The organism is Microcoleus sp. B3-D2, assembly GCF_036705345.1.
GTDB lineage: Bacteria > Cyanobacteriota > Cyanobacteriia > Cyanobacteriales > Microcoleaceae > Microcoleus.
This window is the reverse complement of sequence record NZ_JAUBUG010000016.1, coordinates 1-24,960: the sequence shown is the minus strand read 5'-3', so window position 1 is coordinate 24,960 and position 24,960 is coordinate 1. Positions and strand designations below refer to the sequence as shown.

The window sequence follows — 24,960 nt, the reverse complement described above, 5'->3', positions numbered from 1 at the left end:
TGCGACTCACCAAGCAATCTCACGCACTATTCCCCTTCCCCTATCTCCTTTGGGGCTAATGGAAGTTTCCGTAATTTATCTTAACTATAAAACTCAAAACTCTTCACCATCCCCTATCTCCCTTCAGACAGAGGGAAATCTTCGTGATTTCCCTTATAATAAACATAAGGTTAACTTCTAAGTACCTTTGTTAAAAATAAATTTTGCAAACAATAAGGGAAAAAGTAATGAATACTGAAGAAAACGCGACCCACACTGGTAGGGAGAATCAAGTCACCCTACCAAAGTCCCGGGAAATATTGCTCGGGGAGGAAACAGAAAAAGCCCTCGGTCAGCAAAAAAAAGAAGATGCTCAAACTATGCGCGCTGTAGAACAGTTGAAAGAAGAACTTCAGCACAGAATAGATGAAGAATGTCATCACAAGGTAGATTAAAACTAATACGAATTTTTTTCTGGTGTGGGTAAGATGCGGTCTTGCCCACACCCGCTTTTTTAAGGCAGAATTAAATAAAATTTAAAAGTTATAAATTATTTTGGGTTTAAAAAAATAGTCTTGGACGCACGGGCGACCATCCAGCAGTTTTTTACAAAAATACTTGATGGCAGCCAGCAGAAACGGTAAAAAAAGCCGGTAAGGTTAAGTATGAAAGTGGCAGTCCGTCTAAAAGTGAAAAATAATTTTTCCATCTTTCATGTTCCCTCTTCATTGTTTCTTCCTAGAGGTAGAGTGCAACGCAGCTCCTAGTTACCTATGATGAGTTTAGTAAGTAAAAAATGTCTGATTAGATACACATAGGGAGAAACCCATGAGCACTGAAGATAGAGCAAAGGCAACTGGCAACAACATCGCAGGCGCTGCTCAAGAAGCCTTGGGCAATGTTACTGGCGACCCGAAGGATAAAGCAGAAGGCAAAGCCAAGCAAGCAAAAGCTGAAGCTGGTCATGCGATCGAAGATGTGAAAGATGAGCTCAAAAAGAAACTAGACTAAGCCTAATACTAATTGAGAGGGTCGAGCAACCTGACCCTTTCAAGTATGCCAAATGTTTTGTGAACGGAGGAAAAAAGGTGAGTTTATTGCAGCAGAGTCGCAAAATAATTGCGGGCTTACTCTTGGTTTTAATGCTGGCTGTTACGACTGCCTGCGCGCCCAGCGTTTCAACCCAAAAACCGAGTGATGTACCTGTAGCAATTGGCGACAGTCAGGGTTATTACGCGCAGCTAGAACGTGGTAATACCGCCGCAGGTCAAGATTTTGGTAAATGGGTAACATTGACGGCTCAGGGCCTGGTTCAGGATGCTTACGTGCGCGACAATAACAAATTGGGAGTTGTAATTACCCCGCAAGTTCGCCCCACAGAAGTGAAAGATTTGGCGAAATCTTTAGCACAAGGTTTTCACCGCAATTTCCCAAATCAGGATGTAAGTGTTTTGGTTTACGCTCCTGACAAAAAACTGATTTTGACGGCTAAGTACGACCAGCAATCAAATCAAATTGAATACAAGTCTTGACCTGGTTAGAAAGCTTAAATTAAAGCCGCGCGACGGTTTAATATTCCGCAGTTTTTTGAATGCGAAACAATCTCAAATAAAGACAAAACTGTTGTCTAGAGTGGAAAAGATTTACCATGAGTAGCAGCGATAATTACAAGAGTCAAATCATGAAAGATTTGGCCCAGGGAGATCGAGAAATGATGCCCGAGACAACGGGTGAAGATTACGAAAACTTTGACGATTTTGCTCAGAGAACTTCGCCCGCCCAGCGCAAACAATTATTCGGGCGTTCTCTGAATCACGACTCCCTCCCGCCGGCTCAGTTGGAACCGGAATTGCAAAAGGCGATCGCCCAAATTAAGCCAAACGAACGCGACGACGTGGCGCGGGAATTCTTCAAGCATTTGGGGAAGAGAGGATTGGACGATCGCCAATTGGAAAAGCAGCTAGGACTTTCTACCCACCACGCCAGCCGCATGAATGCTGACGATGTTACCAAGCTGGCTTCGTTTACCTATCACAATCACCCGGATATTTTCCAAGAAGTGCTGGCCGAACAGCCGAGTTTGATGAAGTTTTTGGGCAATCCAGTTGTTGCGGGTATTTTGGGAATAGTTGCGGCTAAATGGCTCAACAACCGCAAATAGTCTCGGATTCAGACTTGTTTAAAAGCTGATAATACGTGCAGTATATAAAAGGACGATCGCTCTGGCGATCGCCCTTTTATCTTTTATATTTAGTATTGTAGTAAAATAACTGCGATCACCTTTGTAGGGAGGATTTTAGTCATCATAAAACTCACTCAAACTTTAGTCCTCACTACCAGCATCTTTGATGGCGGTCGTTCAACGTAACATAATATTATAATACTAAATCCCGATTGTTTAAATCTTAATTATTGGGGTCGTAGCTGTTCGGGTAAGTAAAAAACCTTGCCAATTACCGATTACGAATTATTAATTATTGCTCAAAGCTAAAAATAGCTGCACAACAGTAAACTGCGGTATACCTGACACTCCGCAAAATTAAATGTAGGATTAAGTGTTGCCGTGAATCAGAAAAAAAGATGAACGTATCCACTATTTGGCGAAAACTCCGCAGCCAGCAAGCTTTCTGCTTGGCTGTACTCCTGGCAAGTTGCCTGGTATTTATCGGTTGTTCCCCCGCGCAGTCAGCGGCTGGCAATTCAGCCGATCCTAAGTTGAAAGAGCAAGTATTGCAGATTATCCGCGAAAACCCGCAAGCAATTATAGAGTCGGTACAAGCGTACCAGCAACAGCAGCAGCAGTCTCTTAAAGCAGCGCAGCAGTCATTTTTGCAGGAGATGAAAACTAATCCCAAATCTGCGATCGGGGATTCTCCCAGCACGGGATCAGCTTCGCAGCAGATTGTACTTTTAGAATTCTCTGACTTTCAATGTCCGTTTTGCGCGCGCGCTCACGATACTGTCAAGCAGTTTATGGCAAAACACCAGGACAAAGTTACTTTAGCTTACAAGCATTTTCCCTTGACTTCAATTCACCCTCAAGCGCTGCCAGCAGCTAAAGCAGCTTGGGCTTCCCAACAGCAGGGCAAATTTTGGGAATACTACAGCGCTTTGTTTGAAGGGCAGAAAGAGTTAGGCGAACCATTGTACACATCGATCGCCCAAAAGCTCAATCTAAAATTAGATAAATTTAACACCGATCGCAACAGCCCTGCTGCCGAAGCCGCCATTCAGAAAGACGTGCAACTTGCTCAACAACTGGGCATTGAAGGCACTCCATTTTTTATTATGAACGGCCAAACTTTCTCCGGCGCGATCGAGCTTTCTGAGATGGAAAGCATTCTCGCCTCTGTCTCCAAATAAGTAATTCATGACTCTTGGAAACCGAGTCTAAAAATTCGTTCCCAGCCAAAGCAGGCTGGGAACGAGAAAAACCAGAAAAACTCGAAAAATCTTTGATTAAACCGCAGCCAACTCAGGAGTCGGACGCTTGCTGTGGCGGATACCCTCGATCGCGGCTGCGTAATCATTCGCCTTAAACACAGCAGAACCAGCGACGATCGCATTTGCGCCTGCTTCCAGAACCTGCCAAGTATTGTTCCCCTTCAAACCGCCATCTACCTCAATCCAAGGATCGAGGCCCTTGTCGTCGCACATTTTACGCAACTGGCGAATTTTCGGCAAAACAGCCGGGATAAAACTTTGACCGCCAAAGCCGGGATTGACGCTCATAATCAGCACCAAATCGCAAAGTTCCAGCACGTACTCGATCAACTCCAGCGGCGTCGAAGGATTCAGAACCACACCAGCCATTTTGCCCAATTCCCGAATTTGGCCGAGGGTGCGGTGCAAGTGAGGCGAAGCATTGTGTTCCGCGTGAACCGAAATAATGTCAGCACCAGCCTTAGCGAAGTCCTCGACGTACTTCTCGGGCTCCACAATCATCAAGTGGACATCGATCACCTTGGTAGTAACAGGGCGAATTGCCTCAACAATCAGCGGCCCGATAGTAATATTAGGAACAAAGCGACCGTCCATCACATCTACGTGAATCCAGTCAGCCCCAGCTCGATCGACAGCCTGAATCTCTTCTCCAAGACGGCTAAAATCGGCTGATAATATGGATGGAGCAATAACGATGGGTTTTTGGGATTGGGTCATGGCTAAGTCTGTTCTCCTGACTGCTGTGCTGTATCCAGTTTATCAAAATACGGGTCTCCGGGTCGAAAAGTTGCCAACGATCGGTCGCGAGATTGGGAGGGCAGAAAAATTTTGCCTCTGACAGACAAGTTTGGCGATCGTCCCAGCCCAGCTCTCGGAATTTTGGTTTAGGATATAAATTTTCCCTCTAACAAATAACTTGTGTGCCAAATCTGACCTTCTGCCAATTTTGAGTACCGAATTATGAAAAGAACAGATCGCTTAGAAAATCCTGAACTCGATCGTGCCAGTCTTTTTGTATTAATGATCCCAGTCATCGGCTTTTTCCCCGCCCTGTGGACTCTTTACCGCCGTCAGGGTAGTCCCGAACGCAAAGCCGTCAGCCGCTTGGCAATTGCCCTTGCTTTTAGTTGGCTCTTAGGACATATTCTTTTAGAAGCTGGAGCGATTTCTGCGGAATCTCCGACACTTCCCATGTTATTAATGAGTAGCCTGCTAACAACCAGCTATTTCATCGTTGCTCTGGGACTGATGATTCGCCTCTGGAAGCGTCAACCACTATGGTTGCCCGGAATTAGTCGCGTAGCCGAGCAAGTAGTAGGCAAACATTTATCATAATTTAGGGTTATTTTCAGCCCCTACCCTATTGATTGATTGCGTCTTCAGCTTGATACTACATATTGCCATTATCTTTTTTATTTTTGTTGTGTGTGAGGAAGCCAGTGCCAGCTCAAAAAATTCCTAATCAAGACCCTATCCAACAATCAACAGCTCAACCTGCCACCAAAAAAGCTTCCCAGCCCCATCGAGGCCGCTGGCTGGGTTTTGGTTTTGGTTTAGCTGGAGTAGCCATGCTCTCAGCCACAGCCGGAGCGTTGCTAGCCGTCTCCCTTTCCACAACGCCGCTTCAGCAACAAAAGTTGAGCCCTGAAGAAGCAGCAGTATTTTCTCAAGGCGACATGGCAAAGCTCAACATGAAGATGCCGGAGCTGACTCGGCCAGTTAATATTTTAGTTTTAGGACTTAAAGTTCTGACCTCTGACATCGAAGGAAGTGTCAACAAAAATGTCGGATACGAAGTTTGGGAAAACTCCTTTAAGGGCTTAACCGATACCATGCTGTTGGTTAGGTTTGACCCTCAAAATAAAAAGTTAAGCGTGCTTTCCATTCCGCGAGACACCCGCACCTATGTTGAAGGCAGGGGCGAGGTGAAAATCAACGAAGCTAATTACTACGGGGGCCCAGCTTCGTCAGCGAAGGCAGTCAGCGGACTCTTGGGCGGCGTGGGAATTGACCGCTATGTCACAGTCAATATTCAAGGCATAAAAAGTTTGGTCGATGCACTTGGTGGCATTACTATTAATGTCCCTAAAGACATGAAGTATACCGATGAAAGCCAGCATTTATATATAGATTTAAAGGCGGGCAAGCAGAAACTAAACGGCGAACAAATCGTGCAATATTTGCTTTACCGGCACGACGATTTGGGCGACATCGGGCGGGTACAGCGCCAACAATTGTTGATGCGGGCTTTTGTGGAACAGGAAGTAAATGTAGGTTTGCTGTCTCGACTACCGAAGATTTTATCGGTGATTCAGTCTCACCTTGACACGAATTTGAGTATAGAAGAATTGGTAGCTTTAGCTGGTTTTGCTACTCACACCGATCGTACTGGCGTGCAGATGTTGATGGTTCCCGGCAAATTTAGCGATTCTAAGGACTACAAGTCAAGTTTTTGGTTGCCCGACCAATATGCCATCGAAACGATGGTGGCGGAACATTTTGACTTCGGCCAAAATACTTGGCAAATTGAGAATGCTGATTCGACTTTTCTGAAGGTGGCGATTCAAGATAGTACCGGCGATCCATCGGCTGTTGAAGCTTTTGTCAATAATTTGACTCAAGCCGGTTATCGGAATGTTCAGGTTTATAAAGCTTGGCCCGAACCGTTGGAGGTAACTACTCTAGTAGCTCAACAGGGCGATATTAAAGGTGCTCAAGCGATTCGCCAGTTTTTGGGTTTTGGAGATGTGCTGGTTGAGAGTACCGGTTCTTTGCAGTCGGACGTGACAATTAGATTGGGTAAGGATTGGTTGGAGAAAAAGGCTCAGTCCGGCGGTGCGGCTAAGTCTTTTTAAACTGGATTATAACTGGGGTATTTGTAGGGACACAGCATTGCTGTGTCCTCTTATTTTCTGTTGGTAGAGATGGAGGCGATCGCTTTTTTGTCGATTTAGTGATATTATATTTTTTGGTGATGATGAATCACGATCGCAATACCGATACTTCCCTCCGCAATCACAAGTGAAACAATAATCAACGAGGGAAAGCTTAAGATATTTTATCAAGGTAGGGTTGATGAACAAGGGTGCTAAAATAGACCGACAGCGCGAACATCAGGCCAATGAACGCACCTTTCTTGCATGGTTACGAACTTCAATCGGTTTAATTGGTTTTGGGTTGGCAATCAGTCGGTTCAGTTTATTTCTGCGTCAATTTCAAGCTACAGTGACTCAGCAAGAAGTTTCCTCCCCTCCCTTCTTCAACTCCGAAACTTTAGGGCTGAGTCTGGTCGTTTTTGGGATTGCGGTCATTCCCTTAGCAGCATGGCGTTATAATCGAGTTTTCTGGCAAATTGAGCGAGGTGATTATCGCCCAAATCGTGTGCTAGTTGGGATTCTGACTGTAGTTGTAATGATTTTAGGAACGTTAAGCATTCCGTTGTTGCTATGGCGAGATCGCGGAAATATAGCTCCCACTTCAACCCCTAAAAACTCTCAATTCTAAGTTAACCTGATCGCTTAGAATTGAGTGAAAATAATCGCAACCATATCATTAAGCTTTTGTGCATATAGATTGTCTATGGCGTTCGAGAGATGGGGAGAAAGTCCGATGGGGATAGGATGTGACAAATTTGGATCTGGTCAGGGAAATATACAATTTAAATGCAGTACAACTTACAAGCGGAAACAAGTGAAATGAAGCCATCGCACCCACAACCAACCTAAAAAACTCCCCACAAAATAAGAGATAAAATCTGACCAAGTAAAGTGATTTCCCAAAATCAGCCTTCCGGGTAAAGTAGCTCGCATTGCTTGTAAAAACGGAGGTGTCCAGAGTTGCAGAAACTCTACTCCGCAGGTAGCTAGACACACAGCTACAGCCGCCCTAATTTGCGAAAATCGCGGCAAGATCAGAACAACCAGCAAAATCCAAAATACCTCATAAGCTATGCTCCCAAAACAGTCGTTGAACCATTCTGGTGCAGGGCCGCGAGAAAATCTCACTACGTAACCTAAAGGGATAATCACGATTATACTGATGAGCAGGGCAATTCGATATTTTAAAAAACGGCGATCGGGAGAAATTGGGGAAGTCATTGATTCTGGGTACAATCACGCATTTGTTGTCACAGGTTGAAGTGTATAAACCTCAGAATTAAGTGCGATCTTCAATACTGCATTGGCTTGCAACGGCTCATTGAACCAATATTCTCTGTACCACCTATCCTCTTCTATCCATTCTGAAACCATCATCATAGGACAGCCGGAAAATCGACCGCCCGGCTCTAAATTGACGCTCCAGGGCTGGCGCCCCTGTCCTTCCAAAACCAGTATGCAATCTGGGTTGCTGGGTTGATCGTTGAGGAAATCATCACTAAGCTGAACCCAACTTGGGCGATTAACGCTGAGTCTTATAGCCATCTCAAGCCGCTCCAAGTCACGATGCTCTATGGATTTTTCTAGGAAGCTTGTAACTTCAATCTCGATATTTTCCGTGATGTGATCGAGCAGTACCCGGAAATCAGTGACCAAACAAGCCAGTTCATCATCGGCTGTGAACCCCCAATAACTGGCATAGCTACCATCCCCGTATCCACTTCCAAATGCGATCGCATTGCCCCCAGTATCAGGGTCTAGGGTGAGATTGAAAGTGGGCAGATTATCGGGGTCTAGGGTGAGATTGAAGCCACTCCGATCCACAATTTGCTGAGATGGGTAGGTCAATTGAGTTACCAGATCCTGATCTGCTAGCCAGTTATGCAATTGCCAGCTTTGTTCAATGGCACGATCGAGTAGATCCTGCAATTCTTCATCAGAACGCCGCTCCACTACCTGAGCATCGACAAAACACCCCATTCCCGCATCAACACCATACCCAAAAAACTGATTCCCTCTTAACTCGGCCAAATCCTCACCTGGACGCAGAGCCATCTCCCAACGGACAGGGGATTCAGAGCAAAACTTAACCATCGCACAGGCAGTGCGCCGACTGTCAACCACACTTAGCAACACAGGATAGCGCCCTGGTGGAACGGTTCTGGTAAACGGGTCAACGTCTTTGCACCACAGCCAACCGGGGTCGCAAGCAATAATACGCCCTGAAGGTAAAACTAAGTCACCAGCCTGAACAACATCACTGGTTATGCGACCCTCTGTGAGCGATTCGTAGACTTGATTGGGCTCGAATGCTGCGAGGAAGTTGGTATGAGCCTTTAGGGACATGAGGCGATCGCAGTTGGATAGAACATTTTTACTACTCTAATATATCAATACTCCGGACAGTTTTTAAGCAGCCAAAGTACCATAAGACAAGACTGAAGGAAGATTAGGGTGATTTAAAATCAAATCCCGGTCTAAATCTAACTTATCAATAAAGGTACAAAGTAGATGCTTATTGAATTCCAGTCGTTTATAAGAGGCCATAGAAAATACAAACGACTTGGCAGATGAATGACAACTAGAGAGTTCATGTTTAGCTAAGTTTAAGGCAATAAGACTGGCATTAAAATGAAAATCAAGCCGTGGTAAATGACGAGCTTGACAATCTGACAATCCCGTAAATTGCTTGGCATCACGAAAAATAAATTCGATCTGGAAGCGAGCCTGATAATATTCAAGAATTTGCTCAGGTGGTAGGTGAATATCAGTGCTAAACAATAAAGCATTTTTGATTTTGCCGTTGGCTTGAACCTCAGAGATACAAACCAAACAAATTGGGCAATTTAAACAACAACTCCACACAAGCAATGTAGATAAGGAAACTCCCGGTTTTAGGTTTTTAACAAAATTAAGACGACTCAAATCATGGCAGTCAACCTTACCATCATATTTACGTGGAGCTCCCAGTTTTTTTTGTTCACCTGTATAGAAATAGCGTAGGTTAGCATCACTTCTTAACTTGCCAATAAAGTCTAAATTTAAGTCCCGCACAGCATCCCAGAATTTAGCTCGATAGTAATAGCCATCAGCCACCAAATAACGTACAGAAGTTGGGAAGTAACAATGAGTATTTTTTAGATGTTGTGCATAGTCATCAACTCTTGTGATGTCAGGCGTTGAGCTTTGAGGCTCCGGTTTTTTGCGCGATTTCTTAGACCAGCAATTCTTCGGATTTTGTGGCAGTTTTTTCACCGGCGTTATGGGAGGACGTGACGGAGTTTGTTGTACGCTTAAGCTATAAGATAAACGAGTCTCAATTTCGACAATAGAAATCACAGAAATTTCCAACCCCTGTTCCGATTTACCAGCTACACCATTATAAAAGTAAGCTTTACCGTCAGTTTTTTTGCCACTTTTTCTTAAAAAAGAACAATCAATAACAGCAATGACTGTGTGCTCAGGATTTAAGGCTTTTTCTAGGAAATAGTGATTTAATTGTGGAAAGTTAAATGTTTTGAGAAAGTGACGACGATAAGTTTTTTCACTCAAACAACTATAACGACTGAGATTCGTGAAGTTGATTTTGCCATAGCTCAGTAAAATAGTTGAGAATAAAGTGATTAAAAACTTCTTTTGGGGTTGACTAATCCCTGGCATTTGTTGTAAGATGGATTCAATAATCTTCATAAGGCAATCTGTTAAGCTTGTGTGTTTTTATAGCTTAACCTAAAAGAGCGCCTTTTTTTCTGTTCATTTGGGGTTCAGATTGCACTCATTTGTTTCGCTTCTGTGATTTATTTCGTAAGCGTTGCTTGCCGAAGCCATCGCATCCCTCTTGAAAAACTGTCCGGAGTATTGATATATGATTTTTGGTTCAATATCAAAGATTGCTTGGGTAAGCCATATCTATTTAACCGGACTTGATATGACTGGCATAAAATCTTAACCTCTATCGGATTGAGTGTCTGGTACAACTTGCAAAAGAATTACATTGCTGTGGCGATCGCCACTGAGCAAAAACTTAACTTCCCCAGTCGCACCGTTAACTTTAAAGTTAGAATTAGCCAAAGTCTTAGCAAACAGAACTCGTCCTGCTTCACTGCTATAAGGTTAATCGCGATCGCCCACAGGTAAGCTCAGTATAAACCCTGTTTGACCAAGTATTGCAGCATCTAGCTTGATATCGCCGCCGTGGGCCCGTGCAATTTCCCTTGCTAAACTTAGCCCCAATCCCGATCCTTCTATTTTTTGGATCTGAGTGGAGTCACCCCGATGGAATCGCTCGAAAATGCGATCGCGCTCGCTCAAAGAAATATCCTGAGAACTATTGACAATTTTCACAATTACTCTTTTTCTCTGACATTTAGCCTGTAACCTGAGCCAACCCTTCGGTAAATTATATTTAATCGCATTACCAACCAGATTTTGCAAAACCTGCACCAGCAAATCGCGATCGCCCTTGATATATAAATTGGGAGCAATTGCCATTTGTACATCTAAGTGCGGTGCTAGTAGTTCCATATCTTCGGCAATTTCCGATAGCAAATCCGACATATTCACCTTAACCAAATGTAAACCCATACGTCCGGCATCGGCGTGAGAAAGTAAGAGAAGTTTACGGGTTATTTCACTCAAACGGCGCACTTCATCCAATAAATTACTCAGCGTCTGCTGCACCTGAGAACCAGATTCAACTTGATGCAAAGCCCGTTCTAGTTGACCTTGCAAAATTGCCAGCGGAGTCTTTAATTCGTGGGCAGCATCTCCACTAAAACGAGAAGCTTGTTTAAAACTTCGTTCCAGACGTTCTAACATCTGATTGAACACAAAAATTAATTCTACAAACTCTATATCGGTTGCTCCGTCAGGGACGCGCCGATCTAGCCCCTGTACGGTAACATTGCGAATTGCCATCGTGAGTCGCTCAATTGGATAGAGAATACTCCGCGATATGACCCAGGCTCCACCAGCTACGAGTAAAAGCACTACGGGAATAGAAAATAGAAAGATATTGCGAATCGATGCCATTTCCTGATCGATCGCTTGTAAGTTAACAGCGATGGCTGCTTGATTATAAGGAGAATTAATCGCGCCAACACGCCAAATTGCAGTCCTAGTATGCTGGGTTGCTAGCTTAGCTTTTGGCACTTGAGGAGGATGAAGTGAATCGAATGGGGGTCGATCGTGTGGGGGTCGATCGTGTGGAGGTCTATCGTGTGGAGGTCGATCGTGTGGGGGTCGATCCTGTGGAGGTCGATCGTGTGGGGGTCTGCTTTCGGGCGGTGGAAATAAATTGAGGCGATCCGGAGGTGGTGGATCTAGTGGATTTTGTCGGGGGGGAGGTTCTGATTCAAAATCTATTATGTCAGGATTACCAGGGTGTAGCGGCAACGATTGCCAGATAGAATTCGCATCAAGTCCATCTTGCCACTGGCTCGATTTGTAGATTAAATTACCATCTCTTTGAGCCACTAGCAAAGCCACAGTTGTTTCTCCATTCATGCCCAAAAGTAATGGCAAAGAATCAGTATAAGCATCCCATTCGGGCGATCGCGGGCGGGTAGCGTGGATTAATTGAGTTTCTATTCCAGCATCAAGACGCTTGACTTTAGCATCGTAAATCAACCACCAGGAAACAACACCAAAGCCAATCAGAGCAATACTTGCAAGAACAGAAGATGATAGAGCAATGCGAAAGCGGAAAGATTGGAGTTTCATGATGGTGAATCTGGTTTACGAAACCGATAGCCAACGCCCCGCACACTCTCAACCCATCCTGTACCGCCAATCGGTTCAATTTTCTTGCGAATGCGTTGAATACATACATCTACTACATTCGTATTCGGATTAAAATCATAACCCCAGATATGTTCGAGGATTTGCGTGCGGGTGAGTACCCTACCGGGCGATCGCATTAGATATTCCAACAGATTAAACTCGCGGCTTGTAAGTTCTACCGCATGGCGATCGCAAGTAACTTCTCGGAGAATGCGATCGAGCTTAACTGGGCCAACGCTCAGAATATTTTGCCCACCGCCTGAAGCCCGTCGCACTACAGCATAAATCCGAGCCACTAACTCCTCAACAAAAAACGGTTTAGCTAAATAGTCATCAGCACCCAGATGTAATCCTTCAATGCGATCGTCTAGTTCATTGCGAGCAGTTAATAAAATTACGGGTACGTTGCGTCCCGCCTTTCGCAGATGTTTGAGAATAGATAATCCGTCTTTTCCCGGCAATACAACATCAAGCACGATCGCATCGTACTGATTATCCATCGCCCGCCCATAGCCATCATTGCCATTATCGCAATAATCCACCACAAAGCCTTGTTCTTTCAAGCCCATACAAACAAAATTGGCGATTTTTTCTTCATCTTCAACGTATAGAACATTCATAGATTTACCTATTCGGTTGCGATTATACGGCTAGCAGGGATTTACTTAAATTACAAAACTGTAATCCATCCGCACTGTTGCAGGTAATGTTTGGGGAATTTGATGTATTTATAAACATTTTTAGGTCGGCAATCGTAACTATCATGAAAATTGCTTCACTGCTCGCATTACCTGCTACAGCCTTGCTGCTGGGATTTAGCAGCTTGACTTTCCCCGATCAAACTACAGCTAATTCTAATACTGTACTAGCCCAGAGCCAGCCCGAACCCAATCAAGAGCGCAGACATCCGCCCCGTATAGATTTTGCCGCTGCTGCCAAACAATTAGGAGTCACCGAAGCCGAGTTAATCGAAGCTTTGGGCCTACCCGCCAAACCGCCGGAACCACCAAGTGAAAATAATCGCCCGCCCAGCCCACCGCCCCGTCCTCGTTTAGATATTCCCGGTGCAGCGAAAAAGTTGGGAGTTACCGAAGCAGATTTGATTAAAATTCTGGGCATTCCACCGCGTCCACCCGGCGATCGTAATTCACCTCAAAATTCGGAAAAACGCTAATTTCTCCACATTACAAAACTGTAATCCCAGCACAGGGATAAATGTCATGTTCCACCAGCTTAATGATTGTAGCGACTAACTCAAAGGGCGATCGAGAATTCATTTCTTTAGCCTGACAACTGATTCAAACTTAGAAAACTAATCCAGGTAATTACATCATGCCACAACTATTTCCTAATTCAATCAATGCACCAGGCAATCCTCCCCAAAATCAAGGCGCACCAGACAATCCTCCAGGGCAAAATCAAGGCGCAGCGGGCAACCAACCTCCTCAAAATCAAGGCGCAGTAGGCAACCAACCTCCTCAAAATCAAGGCGCAGTAGGCAACCAACCTCCCCAAAATCAAGGCGCACCGGGCACTCCTCCAGGGCAAAATCAGGCAGCAGTAGGCAACCAACCTCCCCAAAATCAAGGCGCACCGGGCAATCCTCCTCCCCAAAATCAAGGCGCACCGGGTGGCAATCCTCCTCCTCAAAATCAGGGCGCACAACTTACGAATTCTGCTTTACCTCCCCAAAACCAAACTCCACCCCCTCCCCCAGCTAACAGTATTAGCACCACAGCAGGAAACGACAATATTACCGGAGATAGTTTAGATAACTTCATCCTCGGTAGTAGTGGCACAGATACCATAACTGGAGGAGCAGGCACGGAGACAATTAGCTATCTTTCCCTGGGCAGCGGCATTACCATTGAGGCTAAAGGTATTGTAGATAAAGGCGCAGCCGGTACAGATACGCTGCAAAATATAGAACAAATAATTGCTCCTTTAGGACAGATTAATACCATCGATGCTTCTACAGGTAGCGGCACAGCTTCTATTAATGTGGATTTGTCGCAAAATCGTTTGGCGGTTAACAATCTACCCGGTATCGGCACTCTGAATTTTACTGTAGAGAATTTCGTTAATCTCACAGGTACTCCAAATGTAGATGTCCTTACCGGAAACATCCAAAACAATTCTTTAGTAGGGGGAGATGGTAACGATACCCTCTCAGGTTTGCGCGGCAATGATACCCTGATTGGAGTCAATTCATCAAGTGCTACACCGGGAAGCAATGAAACCGATGTGCTGATTGGCGGTCGAGGTAGAGATGTTTTTGTTCTCGGTGATGCCACCAAGACATACTATCAGGGAACAGGAGTTGCACTGATTCAAGATTTTCAGCAGGGAATCGATCGCATTCGGCTACGGGGGAGTCTCTCTGACTACAATATTGTTGGTAACTCCATCAATTTGGCTGGTACATCTGACCAAATTGCTGTAATTCAAGGCGGCTTTAGTCCTGATAGTTTCCTATTTGTGTAATATCAATTCCGGCTGCACTCCTTATCATACCCAGGAAACGGCAGTGCCGTTTCCCTACCAATAATAAAATTGTAGGGAAACGGCACTGCCGTTTCCTAATTTCTTCTTCCTGCTTCTTCCTTCGTGTCCTTTGCGTCTTCGCGGTTCAATAATCTAATTCTTCCAGCACCAAAAGAGCAAAAGCACTAATTTTCTGCAAACGCCGATCGCTCTTTAATCCAATCGAGTAAAATAGGATTGACCAATTCCGGCGCTTCGTCCTGGGGACAATGACCTACGCCTTCCAGGGGAATAAACTTTTCAACAGCCGGAAACTTTGCCAATTCTCGCCCCAAAGCGATCGGCTCCCAAGGGTCATCTGTCCCCCACAAAATCAAAGCCGGACAGCTCAAACGCGGCAACAAATCCTCCGGTAGCGGGCCTTGAGAATAACTGATAAATGCTACAAATACTTCGACTGCGCCACTGTCTTTGGCAGGTTCCAGCAGCATATTTACCAGTTCGTCGCTGACAGCTTCAGGACGGCGATAAGCTTGCAAAAGCACTTTTTTTACTGTTTTTGGCGTTGCTAATTGTTTAAAAAATAATTGACTTATCCACTTGACATTTAAAACTTTTTGTGCGATTGGCGCTCCAAAACTGCGATACCAAGGCAATTCGGCGCGTTTGCGATCGTGCAGCAACCGCAGGGAACAATTGAGTAAAATTACGCCTTCAGCAATGTCGGGAAAATCCACAGCGGCTTGCATAATTGCCACGCAGCCGATCGAATTTCCCACCAAAAAAGCCGACCCGCCCGCAACTTCCCGGCAAAAATCAGCAATTAGCTGTCCCCAAGTTTCAAAAGTATAGTCAATCTCAAGCTTGGGCGCTGGTTTAGCAGAACCGCCAAAACCGATGAGGTCGATCGCATAACAGCGACAATCAGCCGCCAGCGCCGGCAAATTCTTGCGCCAGTGGCCCCAAGACGCACCAAAACCGTGGACAAACACCACCGCAGGCCCCTGGGAACCCGCAGCCTGGTAGCAAATGGGAAAGCCTTTCCACAGCCAAGTTTGAGGTGCAACAGCAGTTGACGAAGTGGGAGTAGAAGATGTCATGCGATTTTAGATTTTAGATTTTAGATGAATGCAAGGCTGCAAAGAACTCAAGTCATTACTACAAACGGTATCGCAATTCGAGGCAACCACGGGGAGATGGCCGCCACTGCATAAATCCTCAGCCTCCCTTCCCTCTCCCCTCTTCCCTCTTCCTTCTTCCTTCTTCCCTCTTCCCTCTTCCCTCTTCCCTCTCCCCTCTTCCCTCTTCCTTCTTCCTTCTTCCTTCTTCCTTCTGACTTTGCAGTTAGAGCCGATATTATGTCACGATTAAACCTGCTGACTTCTTTGCTGTATTAAAATTTCCCTTATGCCAACGATCGTTTCCACTGCTGTCGTACCGTTTCTGGGGTCAGAAATCGTACCAGACTACGACACCGCCAAAGTAGTTATCTTACCAATTCCCTACGAAGCTACCACCACTTACCGCCGGGGGTGCGAAAACGGGCCCGCTAAACTTCTAGAAGCTTCTCATCAACTCGAGTGCTATGACGAAGAATTGGATTCCGAAGTTTGCTACGATGTCGGAATTTATACACAAGAGCCGATCGCCGATACCCGCAACCGCCAACCGGTTTCATCCTCAGAAATGCTGCGAGTCACCCAAGCCGCAGTGCACCAGCTAGTTACCGAAAATAAATTTGTCATCTCCCTCGGAGGCGAACACAGCATCACTGCCGGCGTTGTCGAAGGTTATCGCCAAGCATACCCGGATGAACCTTTCACAGTCGTGCAAATCGACGCCCACGGCGACTTGCGGCACGAGTACGAAGGCTCGATTCACAACCACGCCTGCGTGATGCGGCGTATTGTAGATATGGGCTTACCGACACTGCAAATCGGGATTCGCGCCATTTGCAAAGAAGAAGCAGACTTGATTAAAGCAAAACAGCTAAACGTGATTCGAGCTAGGGAAATCGCTACTCAACCGGATTGGGCCGATCGGGCAATTGCCAGCATAACAACTAAGCGAGTATTTTTGACGATCGACTTAGACGGCATCGATCCGACTTTAATTCCAGGGGTGGGAACACCCGAACCGGGCGGGTTAAATTGGTATTCCCTCACCGGATTTTTGCGCCGCATCTTCGAGTCCTACGAAGTAATCGGGTGTGACATTATGGAATTAGCACCTATTGTAGATTCTGTAGTCTCAGAATTTACCGCCGCCAAATTAGCATACAAACTTATTGGATACCAAGCTCTGGCTCAAGGTTGGCTAAAGCCAGACGAGGAATAAATCCCGAAGTACGAAGCACAATAGGCTGTTGCCAAGGCTAGAATTAAGTTAAAGCCAAACAACAGCCAATTTTACTCGTGCTGACAGTTTCATCTTTCATGCTGGCAAATACTGCTCTTCACCTCCTGAAAACATGAGTTTACTAATCGATACAACTGGTACTCCCATTAACGGCTACGCTCCCGATTTTGAATTGCCGGGAGTGGACCAAGAAGTTCACCATTTAGCTCGATATTTAGAAAAATTTCGGGCGATAGCGGTGATATTTATGTGCAATCATTGCCCTTACGTGCAGTTGTATCTCAATCGCATGAAAGAACTTCAAGCAGATTTTCAAGATCGAGATGTTACTTTAATCGGGATTAATGCTAATGATGCAAACCAGCATCCCGACGACAGTTTTGAGAACATGAAAATTTTTGCCGCCAACAATCAACTCAACTTCCCGTACATCCGAGATGTTGCTCAAGATGTGGCTGAAAGTTTTGGGGCTTCTAAAACGCCGGAGGTTTTTTTGTTAGACCAAGACGGCAAACTGCGCTATAAAGGTTTAATTGACGACAACGCTGACGATCCGGCGGCGGTGCAGGTTTCTTATCTGCGGAGTGCGATCGACCAATTGCTCAACAGTCAACCGGTTGAGCCTTCAACTACAGAGGCGATAGGCTGTTCCGTCAAATGGCGAGCATAGGCAGATTTAAAATTAACGTTCCGGCACTAATTATTAACTGGTTCCCTGGCTGTGCCTGGGAACCTATCTCCAGAGGCTCTGCCTCGTCAAAGAGTGGAGGCAAATTCGAGGTACAGCCTCCGAATCTGCTTTACCAGGCTCTGCCTGGTAAGGAGTAAAAAGATTCAAAACAATTTTCTGTGAACTTAAGAAGTAGACGTATTCCCAACTTAATTCTCGCAGTCGCCTTCATGCTAGCACTGCTGATTAGTTGGAACTTATTTAAGAACTTTTCCTCAGTCGATACGCTGCAGCGCACCTCCTTAAACGTATCCGCTGCTATCAGTCTCTCGAAAGCTTTAGGGGAAATCAAAACTGTTTATCAAAGCAGTAATCCGAATTTTACTATTAATTATAATTTTGGTGCTTCCGGTGCTCTAGAACAGCAAATTCAGCAAGGCGCTCCGGTAGATGTATTTTTCAGCGCCGCCACCAACCCAATGGATGCTTTGCAGCAATCTAACCTGCTAATTAACGACACGCGCCGCAATTTGCTGACAAATCGCCTAGTTTTGATTACTCCCAAAAACGGTGTTGCTTTGAGCGATTTCAAACAGTTGACAGATGCCAGAATCAAGAAAATTGGGATCGGCGAACCGAAAAGCGTACCTGTGGGCCAATATGCTCAGGAAATGCTAAATAAACTTGGATTGTGGCGGCAAATACAGCCAAAATTAGTGCTAGGAAATAACGTCCGCCAAGTGCTGACATTCGTCGAAAGCGGTAACGTTGATGCTGGCATAGTTTATGCGACTGACGCCACAGCCTCCGACAAAGTAACTGTGCTGCTAACGGCTGCCGAAAACTTGCACTCGCCCATTGTTTATCCGCTGGCAGTTATCAGAAACAGCCGCAATCCTGCTGCTGCGAAAGCCTTTGTTGACTTTTTGGGGGGCGATCAAGCTAAAATAGTATTTCAGAAATACGGATTTGGCATAGTTCGATAATTAGGCGTAAAAATTATAAATATTCAGAAACCCTTCTTCACTTTCTTCTCTTCCTTCGTGTTCTTCGCGTCTTCGCGGTTCGTAAAAAAAAAACTCCTTCACAAATCATTTAAGACTGCGATAGTTAATCCCAAATATGGAATTTGACTTATCTCCGCTCTGGATTTCTCTTAAATCATCTGCAATTGCCACATTTTTTACTTTCTTTCTGGGAATAGCCGCCGCCCGGTGGATGCTTTCAACTCGCATCAGAGGTAAAGCTTTAATTGAAGGCATTTTAATTTCTCCCTTAGTTTTGCCGCCGACAGTCGTCGGATTTTTGCTGCTGCTGCTGTTTGGTAGAAATGGGGCGATCGGTAAATTCTTGCTACAATTCGACTTAACTATAATTTTCACTTGGCAAGCGGCCGCCATTACTGCCACAGTTGTATCCTTTCCCCTCATGTACAAAACTGCTTTGGGAGCTTTTGAGCAAATTGATGCCAATCTTCTCAATGCAGCCCGCACTTTGGGAGCATCGGAGTGGCAAGTCTTTTGGCGCATTATGTTGCCGCTAGCGTGGCCGGGAATTTTAGCAGGAACTATTCTTGCATTTGCCCGCGCTTTGGGTGAATTCGGCGCGACGTTGATGTTAGCGGGGAATATTCCCGGACAAACTCAAACTATCCCGATGGCAATTTATTTTGCTGTGGAAGCTGGGGATATGAGGCAAGCTGCTATTTGGGTTTTGATTATTCTGAGTATTTCTTTGAGCGTGCTAACTGCTGTTAATTTTTGGACTGATTTACAAAACATATCGCCCAAACCGAATTCGAGTTATAGACTGCAATCAAATATTTCTAAATTAGCGTCTAGTTTTACCACAAAATCCCAACAACAAAAACCGAAAAACAAACTTTCTTTAAGCATTTTTAAACCTCTCTCCGGCTTTGCCTTGGATGTCGGCTTCGATATCGGCCCGGAAGTGCTGGGAATTTTGGGCGCGTCGGGTTCTGGCAAAAGCATGACTCTGCGCTGCATCGCTGGTTTAGAAACTCCCAGCCGCGGTAAAATTGTAGTCAACGGCAAGGTTTTATTTGACTCAGCACAGGGCATTAATGTAGCTTCTAAAGACCGCCGCATCGGTTTTTTGTTTCAAAACTATGCTTTATTTCCTCACTTGACAGTTGGTCAAAATATTGCGTTTGGTTTGCAGCATTTATCTGAAAGCGATCAAAAACTTCGGGTAAAAGAACAGCTAATTTCAGTGCAAATGTCGGGACTGGAAAACCGCTACCCGCACGAACTTTCAGGGGGCCAGCAGCAGCGGGTGGCTTTGGCGAGGGCGATCGCCCCTTCTCCAGAATTGCTGCTGTTAGACGAACCGTTTTCTGCTTTGGATACTCACTTACGCAGTCAACTGGAACGCGAGTTAATGCAGACTCTGGCTAATTATCGGGGAATTACTTTGTTTGTCAGCCACAATTTAGAGGAAGTTTACCGGGTATGCAAAAATCTGTTGGTATTAGCCGAGGGAAGACCGATCGCCTTTGATACCAAAGAGAACATTTTCGATCGCCCTGGCAACTTCACTGTCGCCCAGTTGACTGGCTGCAAGAATTTCTCAGCAGCTAAACCGATCTCCGTAACTCTCGTGGAGGCGATCGACTGGGGCTGTACTCTGACTGTAGTCGAACCCATTCCCAAATCTCTAGTTTCTGTCGGAATTCGGGCTCATCAACTGATTTTTGTTAGCGGGTGCGATCGTGAAAATACTTTTGCTTGTTGGATCGCCTCGACTGTGGAAACTCCGCACCGGGTGACATTATATCTCAAATTGCACTCGCCTCCCAATGATTCCCAAGATTATCACTTGCAAGCCGAAGTTTTCAAGGAAAACTGGAGCGCTATTAAGGACAATCCTTTTCCCTGGTATGTTCATTTCGAGCCAATTAGGTTAATATTAATGGAAGCCTGAGTTAACTAGGAATATACAGTTAACCGTCAACACTCAACAGTTAACCGTCAACACTCAACAGCTAAATACATCTTAACTAAACATCAAATCATGACTGAAAAAGTTCAAAAAACCGACGCAGAATGGCAACAACAACTCACGCCAGAACAGTTCAAAGTCACCCGAAAAAAAGGTACGGAAAGAGCTTTTAGCGGCGAATATCACGACAACAAAAAAACCGGAATTTATAAGTGTATTTGCTGCGGTACGGAGCTATTTAAATCAGAAACAAAGTTCGATTCCGGTACCGGTTGGCCGAGTTTCTACGCTCCAGTTAGCGAAGAAAATGTCAAGTGCGAGTCGGATAACACCTTGTTCATGCGCCGAACAGAGGTACTGTGCGCTGTTTGCGACGCTCATCTCGGTCACGTATTTAACGACGGGCCCAAACCTACCGGTCAGCGTTACTGCATGAATTCTGCTGCTCTTAATTTCGTCCCCAAGGATTAAATTTAGTCAACCGTTCTCAGTCAAGTGTTCTGGAACAGGCTTTTGGGTCTGTTCTGGGTAATTGATGTTCAAAATGCACCCGTACTGCTATCTTATGGTGAAGGCAAAAAGAGTAAAAAAATAGTGGCGGCATGGGGATGGTTTATCAGCGAGTTTTGCTGAAGCTCAGCGGTGAAGCGCTTATGGGCAGCTTGGGCTACGGCATCGATCCGGTAGTCGTTCAGTCGATCGCCCAAGAAGTGGCCAAAGTCGTGTCCCAAGGGATTCAAATCGCGATTGTTGTCGGTGGCGGCAACATTTTTCGCGGGGTGAAAGCGGCTTCGGCAGGGATGGATCGGGCAACGGCTGATTATGTGGGCATGATTGCTACGGTGATGAATGCTATCACTTTGCAGGATGCCCTTGAACAAGCAGGAGTGCCAACGAGGGTGCAATCGGCGATCGCCATGCAAGAAGTAGCTGAACCCTACATCCGGCGGCGGGCGATTCGACACCTAGAAAAAAAACGAGTAGTGATTTTTGGTGCCGGTTCTGGCAACCCTTTTTTTACTACTGATACTACAGCCGCTTTGCGGGCGGCTGAAATTGATGCAGAGGTGATTTTTAAAGCTACTAAGGTAGATGGGGTGTACGATTCCGACCCCCACCTCAACCCCAACGCGCGCAGGTATCAAACCCTCACCTATGCCCACGTCTTGAATCAAGATTTGCGGGTGATGGACAGTACGGCGATCGCCCTTTGCAAAGAAAATAATATTCCTATTATGGTATTTGACCTCTCGGTGTCGGGCAACATCTACCGAGCTGTAATGGGAGAATCTATTGGAACTCTTGTCGGAGGTTTTTGTGAAGTTAGCTGACGCAGAAGATCATATGCAAAAGGCAGTTGAGGCTACTCAACGGTCTTTTAATACTATTCGGACGGGACGGGCCAACGCCTCCCTCCTCGATCGAGTCATGGTAGACTACTACGGCTCTCCAACTCCGATCAAATCCCTTGCCAACATCGGCACCCCGGATGCGACTACGATCACCATTCAACCGTTCGATCGCACAGCGCTCAACTCGATCGAAAAAGCAATTTCCCTGTCGGATGTAGGACTCGTTCCCAACAACGACGGTTCAGTTATTCGCTTGAACATTCCGCCGCTGACGAGCGACAGACGCCAAGAATTTGTCAAAATGGCCAGTAAGTTTGCTGAAGAAGGTAAAGTTGCAATTCGCAATATCCGCCGCGATGCCGTTGACTCGATTCGCAAGCAGGAAAAAAGCAGCGATATCTCTAAAGATGAATCCCGGGACTTGCAAGATAAAATTCAAAAGCTGACGGACAAGTACATTGGCAAAATAGAAGAAGTTCTGGCAGCGAAAGAGAAAGATATCACGACTGTTTAGGGAATCGGAAATTGGGCAGGGGGAATAGGAATAGTTTTGAGATTGCCGAGATACGGCCGCGAACAACGAGCAGACGCTTAATGATTTGTTAGTTGTGAGTTAAAAACTCAAGATTTAACACTCATTAACTTACCAATTCCTCCTGCCCCATGACCAATCACCCATTACCAGTTACCCATTACCCAAAATGTTTGATTGCATTATGGTAGGTGCAGGCCCGGCAAGCAGCACAGCAGCTTATCACCTGGCCAAGCAGGGACGTTCTGTTTTGGTAGCAGAAAAAGCATCTTTGCCCCGTAATAAGCCTTGTAGCGGCGTTTCTGGGGCGATCGCCCAATGGCTCGATTTTGACCTGACGCCAGCTATTTCGATGAAAGCTAACAAAATTACCTACACATGGAAAATGGAAGATCTGGTGCAGGTTCAGATAAATTCCCCAATGTGGATGGTACAGCGAGATGTATTTGACGAATTTTTAATTAAACAAGCTCAAAAAACTGGTGCGGAAGTTAGATACTCTACAGAAGTTAAAGGAATTGAGTTTAAAAATTATCTTTGGGAAGTTAAAACAAACTCAGAACCTGTTTCTGGCCGCTATTTGATTGGTGCTGGCGGTGCCGGCGGGCCGATGACTAAGAGGCTGGGATTAAAAGAACCAACACTCTGTTTGAGCGCAAGTTTAGAAACTCGCTCAATCAAGGGCGATTCCGTCAATTTCGATTTTGGTACTATAAAAAAAGGTTTTATCTGGAGCTTTCCCAAAGCTGACGGTTACTCTTGGAGTATTGCTGCGATGCGTGGCGACAAGCCAAAAGATATCAAAAAAAGGTTGGCAGAGTACGCACCTAAGTGCGGGGCGGATGTTAGTGTCAGCAACGTGCGGGAACACCCCAGGAGTTTGTGGGATGGCGATCGCAAATTGCACTCTCCCAATTCCCTGCTCGCAGGAGACGCAGCCAGTCTCGCAGGCCCCCTGTCCGGTGAGGGAATTCGTCCTGCCCTTTTTAGCGGCTTTAAGGCCGCTAAAACGAGCGAGCGATCTCTGGGAGATGCCGACGACGCTAATGAGCCGTACACTCAATCGATCGCCCAAGAATGGGGCCCTTATATGGTTTGGAGCGGCCGCTTAGCCAGGGCCTTCTATCAGTTTACAGGAGATGTTTATAGAGCGGGCCTCCAATTTCCGAGGACTACTAAGTTGATGAGCAAAATTTTGTGTGGCGAACTGCTTTATGCCGATATCGCTAACCGCGCTTTTCAAAAGCTGATGCCGTTTTATAATGAAAGAAGAGGGAATAATCAATATTCTTAAATCCCCATTGCTTATTCTTGATTTCAAATTCTTACTCGTTAATTTAAAAATAGGAATTACGCACTATTCCTCAGAAAGCCAGTTGATTCCTAGATTTTGCGTTTCCCAGCCCGACTTTTTCCAAGAAACTGGGTTCAAAAGCGTAAATGCTATTTTAAATAAAGTCGATGCGAGGATTTTTTAATACAAGCCCCGCGCTGCTTATAGAATAAACCTCAAATACCCCGGAAGGTAAAAAAAGTGGTTTGACACGTTACTCTAACGCGGTAATTATTCAGGGTGTCCCTGAATAATTACCGAAAACTTTGGGTTTAAAGCCCCGTCCTTCTAGGACGGCTTTTTATTCCACTTCATGTTAAGATACAGACAGTAAATATCAAAAAGAAATGAAAGCTAGATATCGCTACCGATGCTATCCGACACCTTCTCAGAAATTGGCGTTAGCCAAATTATTTGGGTGTGTCAGAGTAGTATGGAACGATAGCCTAGCTTTTTGCATTTCTGAATATACTGGAGGCAGAAAGAAGCCGAAAAACGCCGAACTTCAAAAGCAATTCATCACTAATTCCAAAAAACTAGAGGAACGTAAATGGTTGTCAGAAGTTTCAGCCGTTGCTCTGCAACAATCATTAAACGATTTAGAGCAGGCATACCAAAACTTCTTCAATTCCTGTAAAGGGAAACGGAAAGGGCAAAAAGTTAAGACCCCTCGTTTTAAAAAGCGGAAATCTCAACAATCCGCCCGATTCACTAAATTAGGGTTTTCCATCAAAGGTGAGAAGGTTTATTTAGCGAAAATTGGGAAGCTTAAGGTAGTTTGGACAAGAGAGTTGCCATCAGAACCCAATTCAGTCACAATCGTCAAGGACAGTTGTGACCGATATTTCCTCAGTTTTGTCGTGGAAGTTCAACCAGAAGTCTTGCCATCTTCTGATAGTTCAGTTGGCATAGACTTAGGGATTTCAACCTTGGCAACTCTGAGTAACGGACAAAAAATAAAAGCTCCCAAACCCCTAAAGAAAAGAATTACGAAGCTGAAAAACTTATCTAAATCTTTGTCTCGGAAAACTCAAGGCTCTAAACGACATGAATATTCTCGAAAGCGGTTAGCTAAACTTCACGCTAAAATAGCTGATACTCGCACAGACTTCCTGCACAAGTTATCAACTCAACTCATTCGTGAGAATCAAGCGATTGTGTTAGAAGATTTAAATGTGTCAGGAATGATC

Annotated in this window: 27 protein-coding genes; 19 read left to right on the top strand and 8 right to left on the bottom strand. The window is 45.2% G+C overall.

Annotated elements, in window-relative coordinates; all coding sequences use genetic code 11:
• Nucleotides 1-227: 227 nt before the first annotated feature.
• The 5 genes from QUB14_RS08755 to QUB14_RS08735 all read left to right on the top strand — a co-directional run bounded on the left by QUB14_RS08755 (nucleotide 228) and on the right by QUB14_RS08735 (nucleotide 3,342).
• Complete coding sequence (locus tag QUB14_RS08755) at nucleotides 228-434, top strand: hypothetical protein (protein WP_333219784.1); 207 nt, start codon at nucleotides 228-230, stop codon at nucleotides 432-434.
• A gap of 373 nt (nucleotides 435-807) precedes the next feature.
• Nucleotides 808-990, top strand: a complete 183-nt coding sequence (locus tag QUB14_RS08750; RefSeq protein WP_006632074.1) for a CsbD family protein — start codon at nucleotides 808-810, stop codon at nucleotides 988-990.
• A gap of 77 nt (nucleotides 991-1,067) precedes the next feature.
• Nucleotides 1,068-1,511, top strand: coding sequence for a hypothetical protein (locus QUB14_RS08745; RefSeq protein WP_333219828.1), 444 nt, complete (start codon nucleotides 1,068-1,070; stop codon nucleotides 1,509-1,511).
• Nucleotides 1,512-1,627: 116 nt separating this feature from the next.
• Entirely contained in the window at nucleotides 1,628-2,140 is a 513-nt protein-coding gene (locus QUB14_RS08740) for a hypothetical protein (protein ID WP_333219786.1), read from the top strand.
• Between the two features lie 419 nt (nucleotides 2,141-2,559).
• Nucleotides 2,560-3,342 (top strand): DsbA family protein, encoded by a 783-nt coding sequence (locus QUB14_RS08735; protein ID WP_333219788.1) that lies wholly within the window; start codon nucleotides 2,560-2,562, stop codon nucleotides 3,340-3,342.
• A gap of 96 nt (nucleotides 3,343-3,438) precedes the next feature.
• Here QUB14_RS08735 and rpe read toward each other — a convergent pair whose 3' ends face one another.
• Nucleotides 3,439-4,140 (bottom strand): ribulose-phosphate 3-epimerase, encoded by a 702-nt coding sequence (gene rpe, locus QUB14_RS08730; RefSeq protein WP_006632078.1) that lies wholly within the window; start codon nucleotides 4,138-4,140, stop codon nucleotides 3,439-3,441.
• 243 nt (nucleotides 4,141-4,383) lie between these two features.
• On the opposite strand from rpe, the gene QUB14_RS08725 reads away from it, so the two are divergent.
• The 3 genes from QUB14_RS08725 (at nucleotide 4,384) to QUB14_RS08715 (ending at nucleotide 6,927) form a co-directional block, all read left to right on the top strand.
• On the top strand, nucleotides 4,384-4,758 hold the full coding sequence (locus QUB14_RS08725; protein ID WP_333219790.1) for a hypothetical protein: 375 nt from the start codon (nucleotides 4,384-4,386) through the stop codon (nucleotides 4,756-4,758).
• Nucleotides 4,759-4,862: 104 nt separating this feature from the next.
• Complete coding sequence (locus QUB14_RS08720) at nucleotides 4,863-6,278, top strand: LCP family protein (protein ID WP_333219792.1); 1,416 nt, start codon at nucleotides 4,863-4,865, stop codon at nucleotides 6,276-6,278.
• A 220-nt stretch (nucleotides 6,279-6,498) separates the two neighbouring features.
• On the top strand, nucleotides 6,499-6,927 hold the full coding sequence (locus QUB14_RS08715) for a DUF202 domain-containing protein (RefSeq protein ID WP_333219794.1): 429 nt from the start codon (nucleotides 6,499-6,501) through the stop codon (nucleotides 6,925-6,927).
• A gap of 170 nt (nucleotides 6,928-7,097) precedes the next feature.
• On the opposite strand, the gene QUB14_RS08710 is transcribed toward QUB14_RS08715, so the two are convergent.
• From QUB14_RS08710 to QUB14_RS08685, 6 genes are all read right to left on the bottom strand, one after another.
• Complete coding sequence (locus tag QUB14_RS08710) at nucleotides 7,098-7,520, bottom strand: DUF2809 domain-containing protein (RefSeq protein ID WP_333219796.1); 423 nt, start codon at nucleotides 7,518-7,520, stop codon at nucleotides 7,098-7,100.
• 15 nt (nucleotides 7,521-7,535) lie between these two features.
• On the bottom strand, nucleotides 7,536-8,645 hold the full coding sequence (locus QUB14_RS08705; RefSeq protein ID WP_333219798.1) for a DUF4241 domain-containing protein: 1,110 nt from the start codon (nucleotides 8,643-8,645) through the stop codon (nucleotides 7,536-7,538).
• A 63-nt stretch (nucleotides 8,646-8,708) separates the two neighbouring features.
• Complete coding sequence (locus QUB14_RS08700; RefSeq protein WP_333219800.1) at nucleotides 8,709-9,989, bottom strand: transposase; 1,281 nt, start codon at nucleotides 9,987-9,989, stop codon at nucleotides 8,709-8,711.
• Between the two features lie 255 nt (nucleotides 9,990-10,244).
• On the bottom strand, nucleotides 10,245-10,370 hold the full coding sequence (locus QUB14_RS08695; protein ID WP_333219802.1) for a hypothetical protein: 126 nt from the start codon (nucleotides 10,368-10,370) through the stop codon (nucleotides 10,245-10,247).
• 42 nt (nucleotides 10,371-10,412) lie between these two features.
• Nucleotides 10,413-12,020 carry an ATP-binding protein gene (locus tag QUB14_RS08690; RefSeq protein ID WP_333219804.1) on the bottom strand — a complete coding sequence of 536 codons (1,608 nt, stop codon included), beginning with the start codon at nucleotides 12,018-12,020 and terminating at the stop codon, nucleotides 10,413-10,415.
• The gene (locus tag QUB14_RS08685; RefSeq protein ID WP_333219806.1) at nucleotides 12,017-12,700 is read right to left on the bottom strand and encodes a response regulator transcription factor; all 684 of its coding nucleotides are present in this window, start codon (nucleotides 12,698-12,700) and stop codon (nucleotides 12,017-12,019) included. The genes QUB14_RS08690 and QUB14_RS08685 overlap by 4 nt, the downstream gene beginning before the upstream one ends.
• Before the next feature lie 143 nt (nucleotides 12,701-12,843).
• On the opposite strand from QUB14_RS08685, the gene QUB14_RS08680 reads away from it, so the two are divergent.
• On the top strand, nucleotides 12,844-13,254 hold the full coding sequence (locus QUB14_RS08680; protein WP_333219808.1) for a hypothetical protein: 411 nt from the start codon (nucleotides 12,844-12,846) through the stop codon (nucleotides 13,252-13,254).
• Nucleotides 13,255-13,412: 158 nt separating this feature from the next.
• Entirely contained in the window at nucleotides 13,413-14,564 is a 1,152-nt protein-coding gene (locus QUB14_RS08675) for a hypothetical protein (RefSeq protein WP_333219810.1), read from the top strand.
• Between the two features lie 185 nt (nucleotides 14,565-14,749).
• On the opposite strand, the gene QUB14_RS08670 is transcribed toward QUB14_RS08675, so the two are convergent.
• Nucleotides 14,750-15,664, bottom strand: coding sequence for an alpha/beta fold hydrolase (locus QUB14_RS08670; RefSeq protein ID WP_333219812.1), 915 nt, complete (start codon nucleotides 15,662-15,664; stop codon nucleotides 14,750-14,752).
• A gap of 307 nt (nucleotides 15,665-15,971) precedes the next feature.
• Between QUB14_RS08670 and speB the strand changes: the two genes are divergently transcribed.
• From speB to QUB14_RS08625, 9 genes are all read left to right on the top strand, one after another.
• Nucleotides 15,972-16,901, top strand: coding sequence for an agmatinase (gene speB / locus QUB14_RS08665; RefSeq protein ID WP_006632090.1), 930 nt, complete (start codon nucleotides 15,972-15,974; stop codon nucleotides 16,899-16,901).
• A 133-nt stretch (nucleotides 16,902-17,034) separates the two neighbouring features.
• Nucleotides 17,035-17,592 (top strand): thioredoxin family protein, encoded by a 558-nt coding sequence (locus tag QUB14_RS08660; protein ID WP_333219815.1) that lies wholly within the window; start codon nucleotides 17,035-17,037, stop codon nucleotides 17,590-17,592.
• Between the two features lie 179 nt (nucleotides 17,593-17,771).
• Nucleotides 17,772-18,578: a molybdate ABC transporter substrate-binding protein gene (modA, locus tag QUB14_RS08655; RefSeq protein WP_333219817.1), complete on the top strand. Its 807-nt coding sequence runs from the start codon at nucleotides 17,772-17,774 to the stop codon at nucleotides 18,576-18,578.
• A gap of 136 nt (nucleotides 18,579-18,714) precedes the next feature.
• The gene (modB, locus tag QUB14_RS08650) at nucleotides 18,715-20,535 is read left to right on the top strand and encodes a molybdate ABC transporter permease subunit (RefSeq protein WP_333219819.1); all 1,821 of its coding nucleotides are present in this window, start codon (nucleotides 18,715-18,717) and stop codon (nucleotides 20,533-20,535) included.
• A 90-nt stretch (nucleotides 20,536-20,625) separates the two neighbouring features.
• Nucleotides 20,626-21,024, top strand: a complete 399-nt coding sequence (gene msrB / locus QUB14_RS08645; RefSeq protein WP_333219821.1) for a peptide-methionine (R)-S-oxide reductase MsrB — start codon at nucleotides 20,626-20,628, stop codon at nucleotides 21,022-21,024.
• 131 nt (nucleotides 21,025-21,155) lie between these two features.
• Nucleotides 21,156-21,884, top strand: coding sequence for a UMP kinase (gene pyrH / locus QUB14_RS08640; RefSeq protein WP_071884014.1), 729 nt, complete (start codon nucleotides 21,156-21,158; stop codon nucleotides 21,882-21,884).
• On the top strand, nucleotides 21,871-22,419 hold the full coding sequence (frr, locus tag QUB14_RS08635) for a ribosome recycling factor (RefSeq protein WP_190661308.1): 549 nt from the start codon (nucleotides 21,871-21,873) through the stop codon (nucleotides 22,417-22,419). Before pyrH ends, frr begins: the two co-directional genes overlap by 14 nt.
• Nucleotides 22,420-22,606: 187 nt before the next feature.
• On the top strand, nucleotides 22,607-23,731 hold the full coding sequence (locus tag QUB14_RS08630; RefSeq protein ID WP_333219823.1) for a geranylgeranyl reductase family protein: 1,125 nt from the start codon (nucleotides 22,607-22,609) through the stop codon (nucleotides 23,729-23,731).
• Between the two features lie 386 nt (nucleotides 23,732-24,117).
• A partial coding sequence (locus QUB14_RS08625; RefSeq protein WP_333219826.1) for a transposase occupies nucleotides 24,118-24,960 on the top strand: 843 nt, incomplete at its 3' end.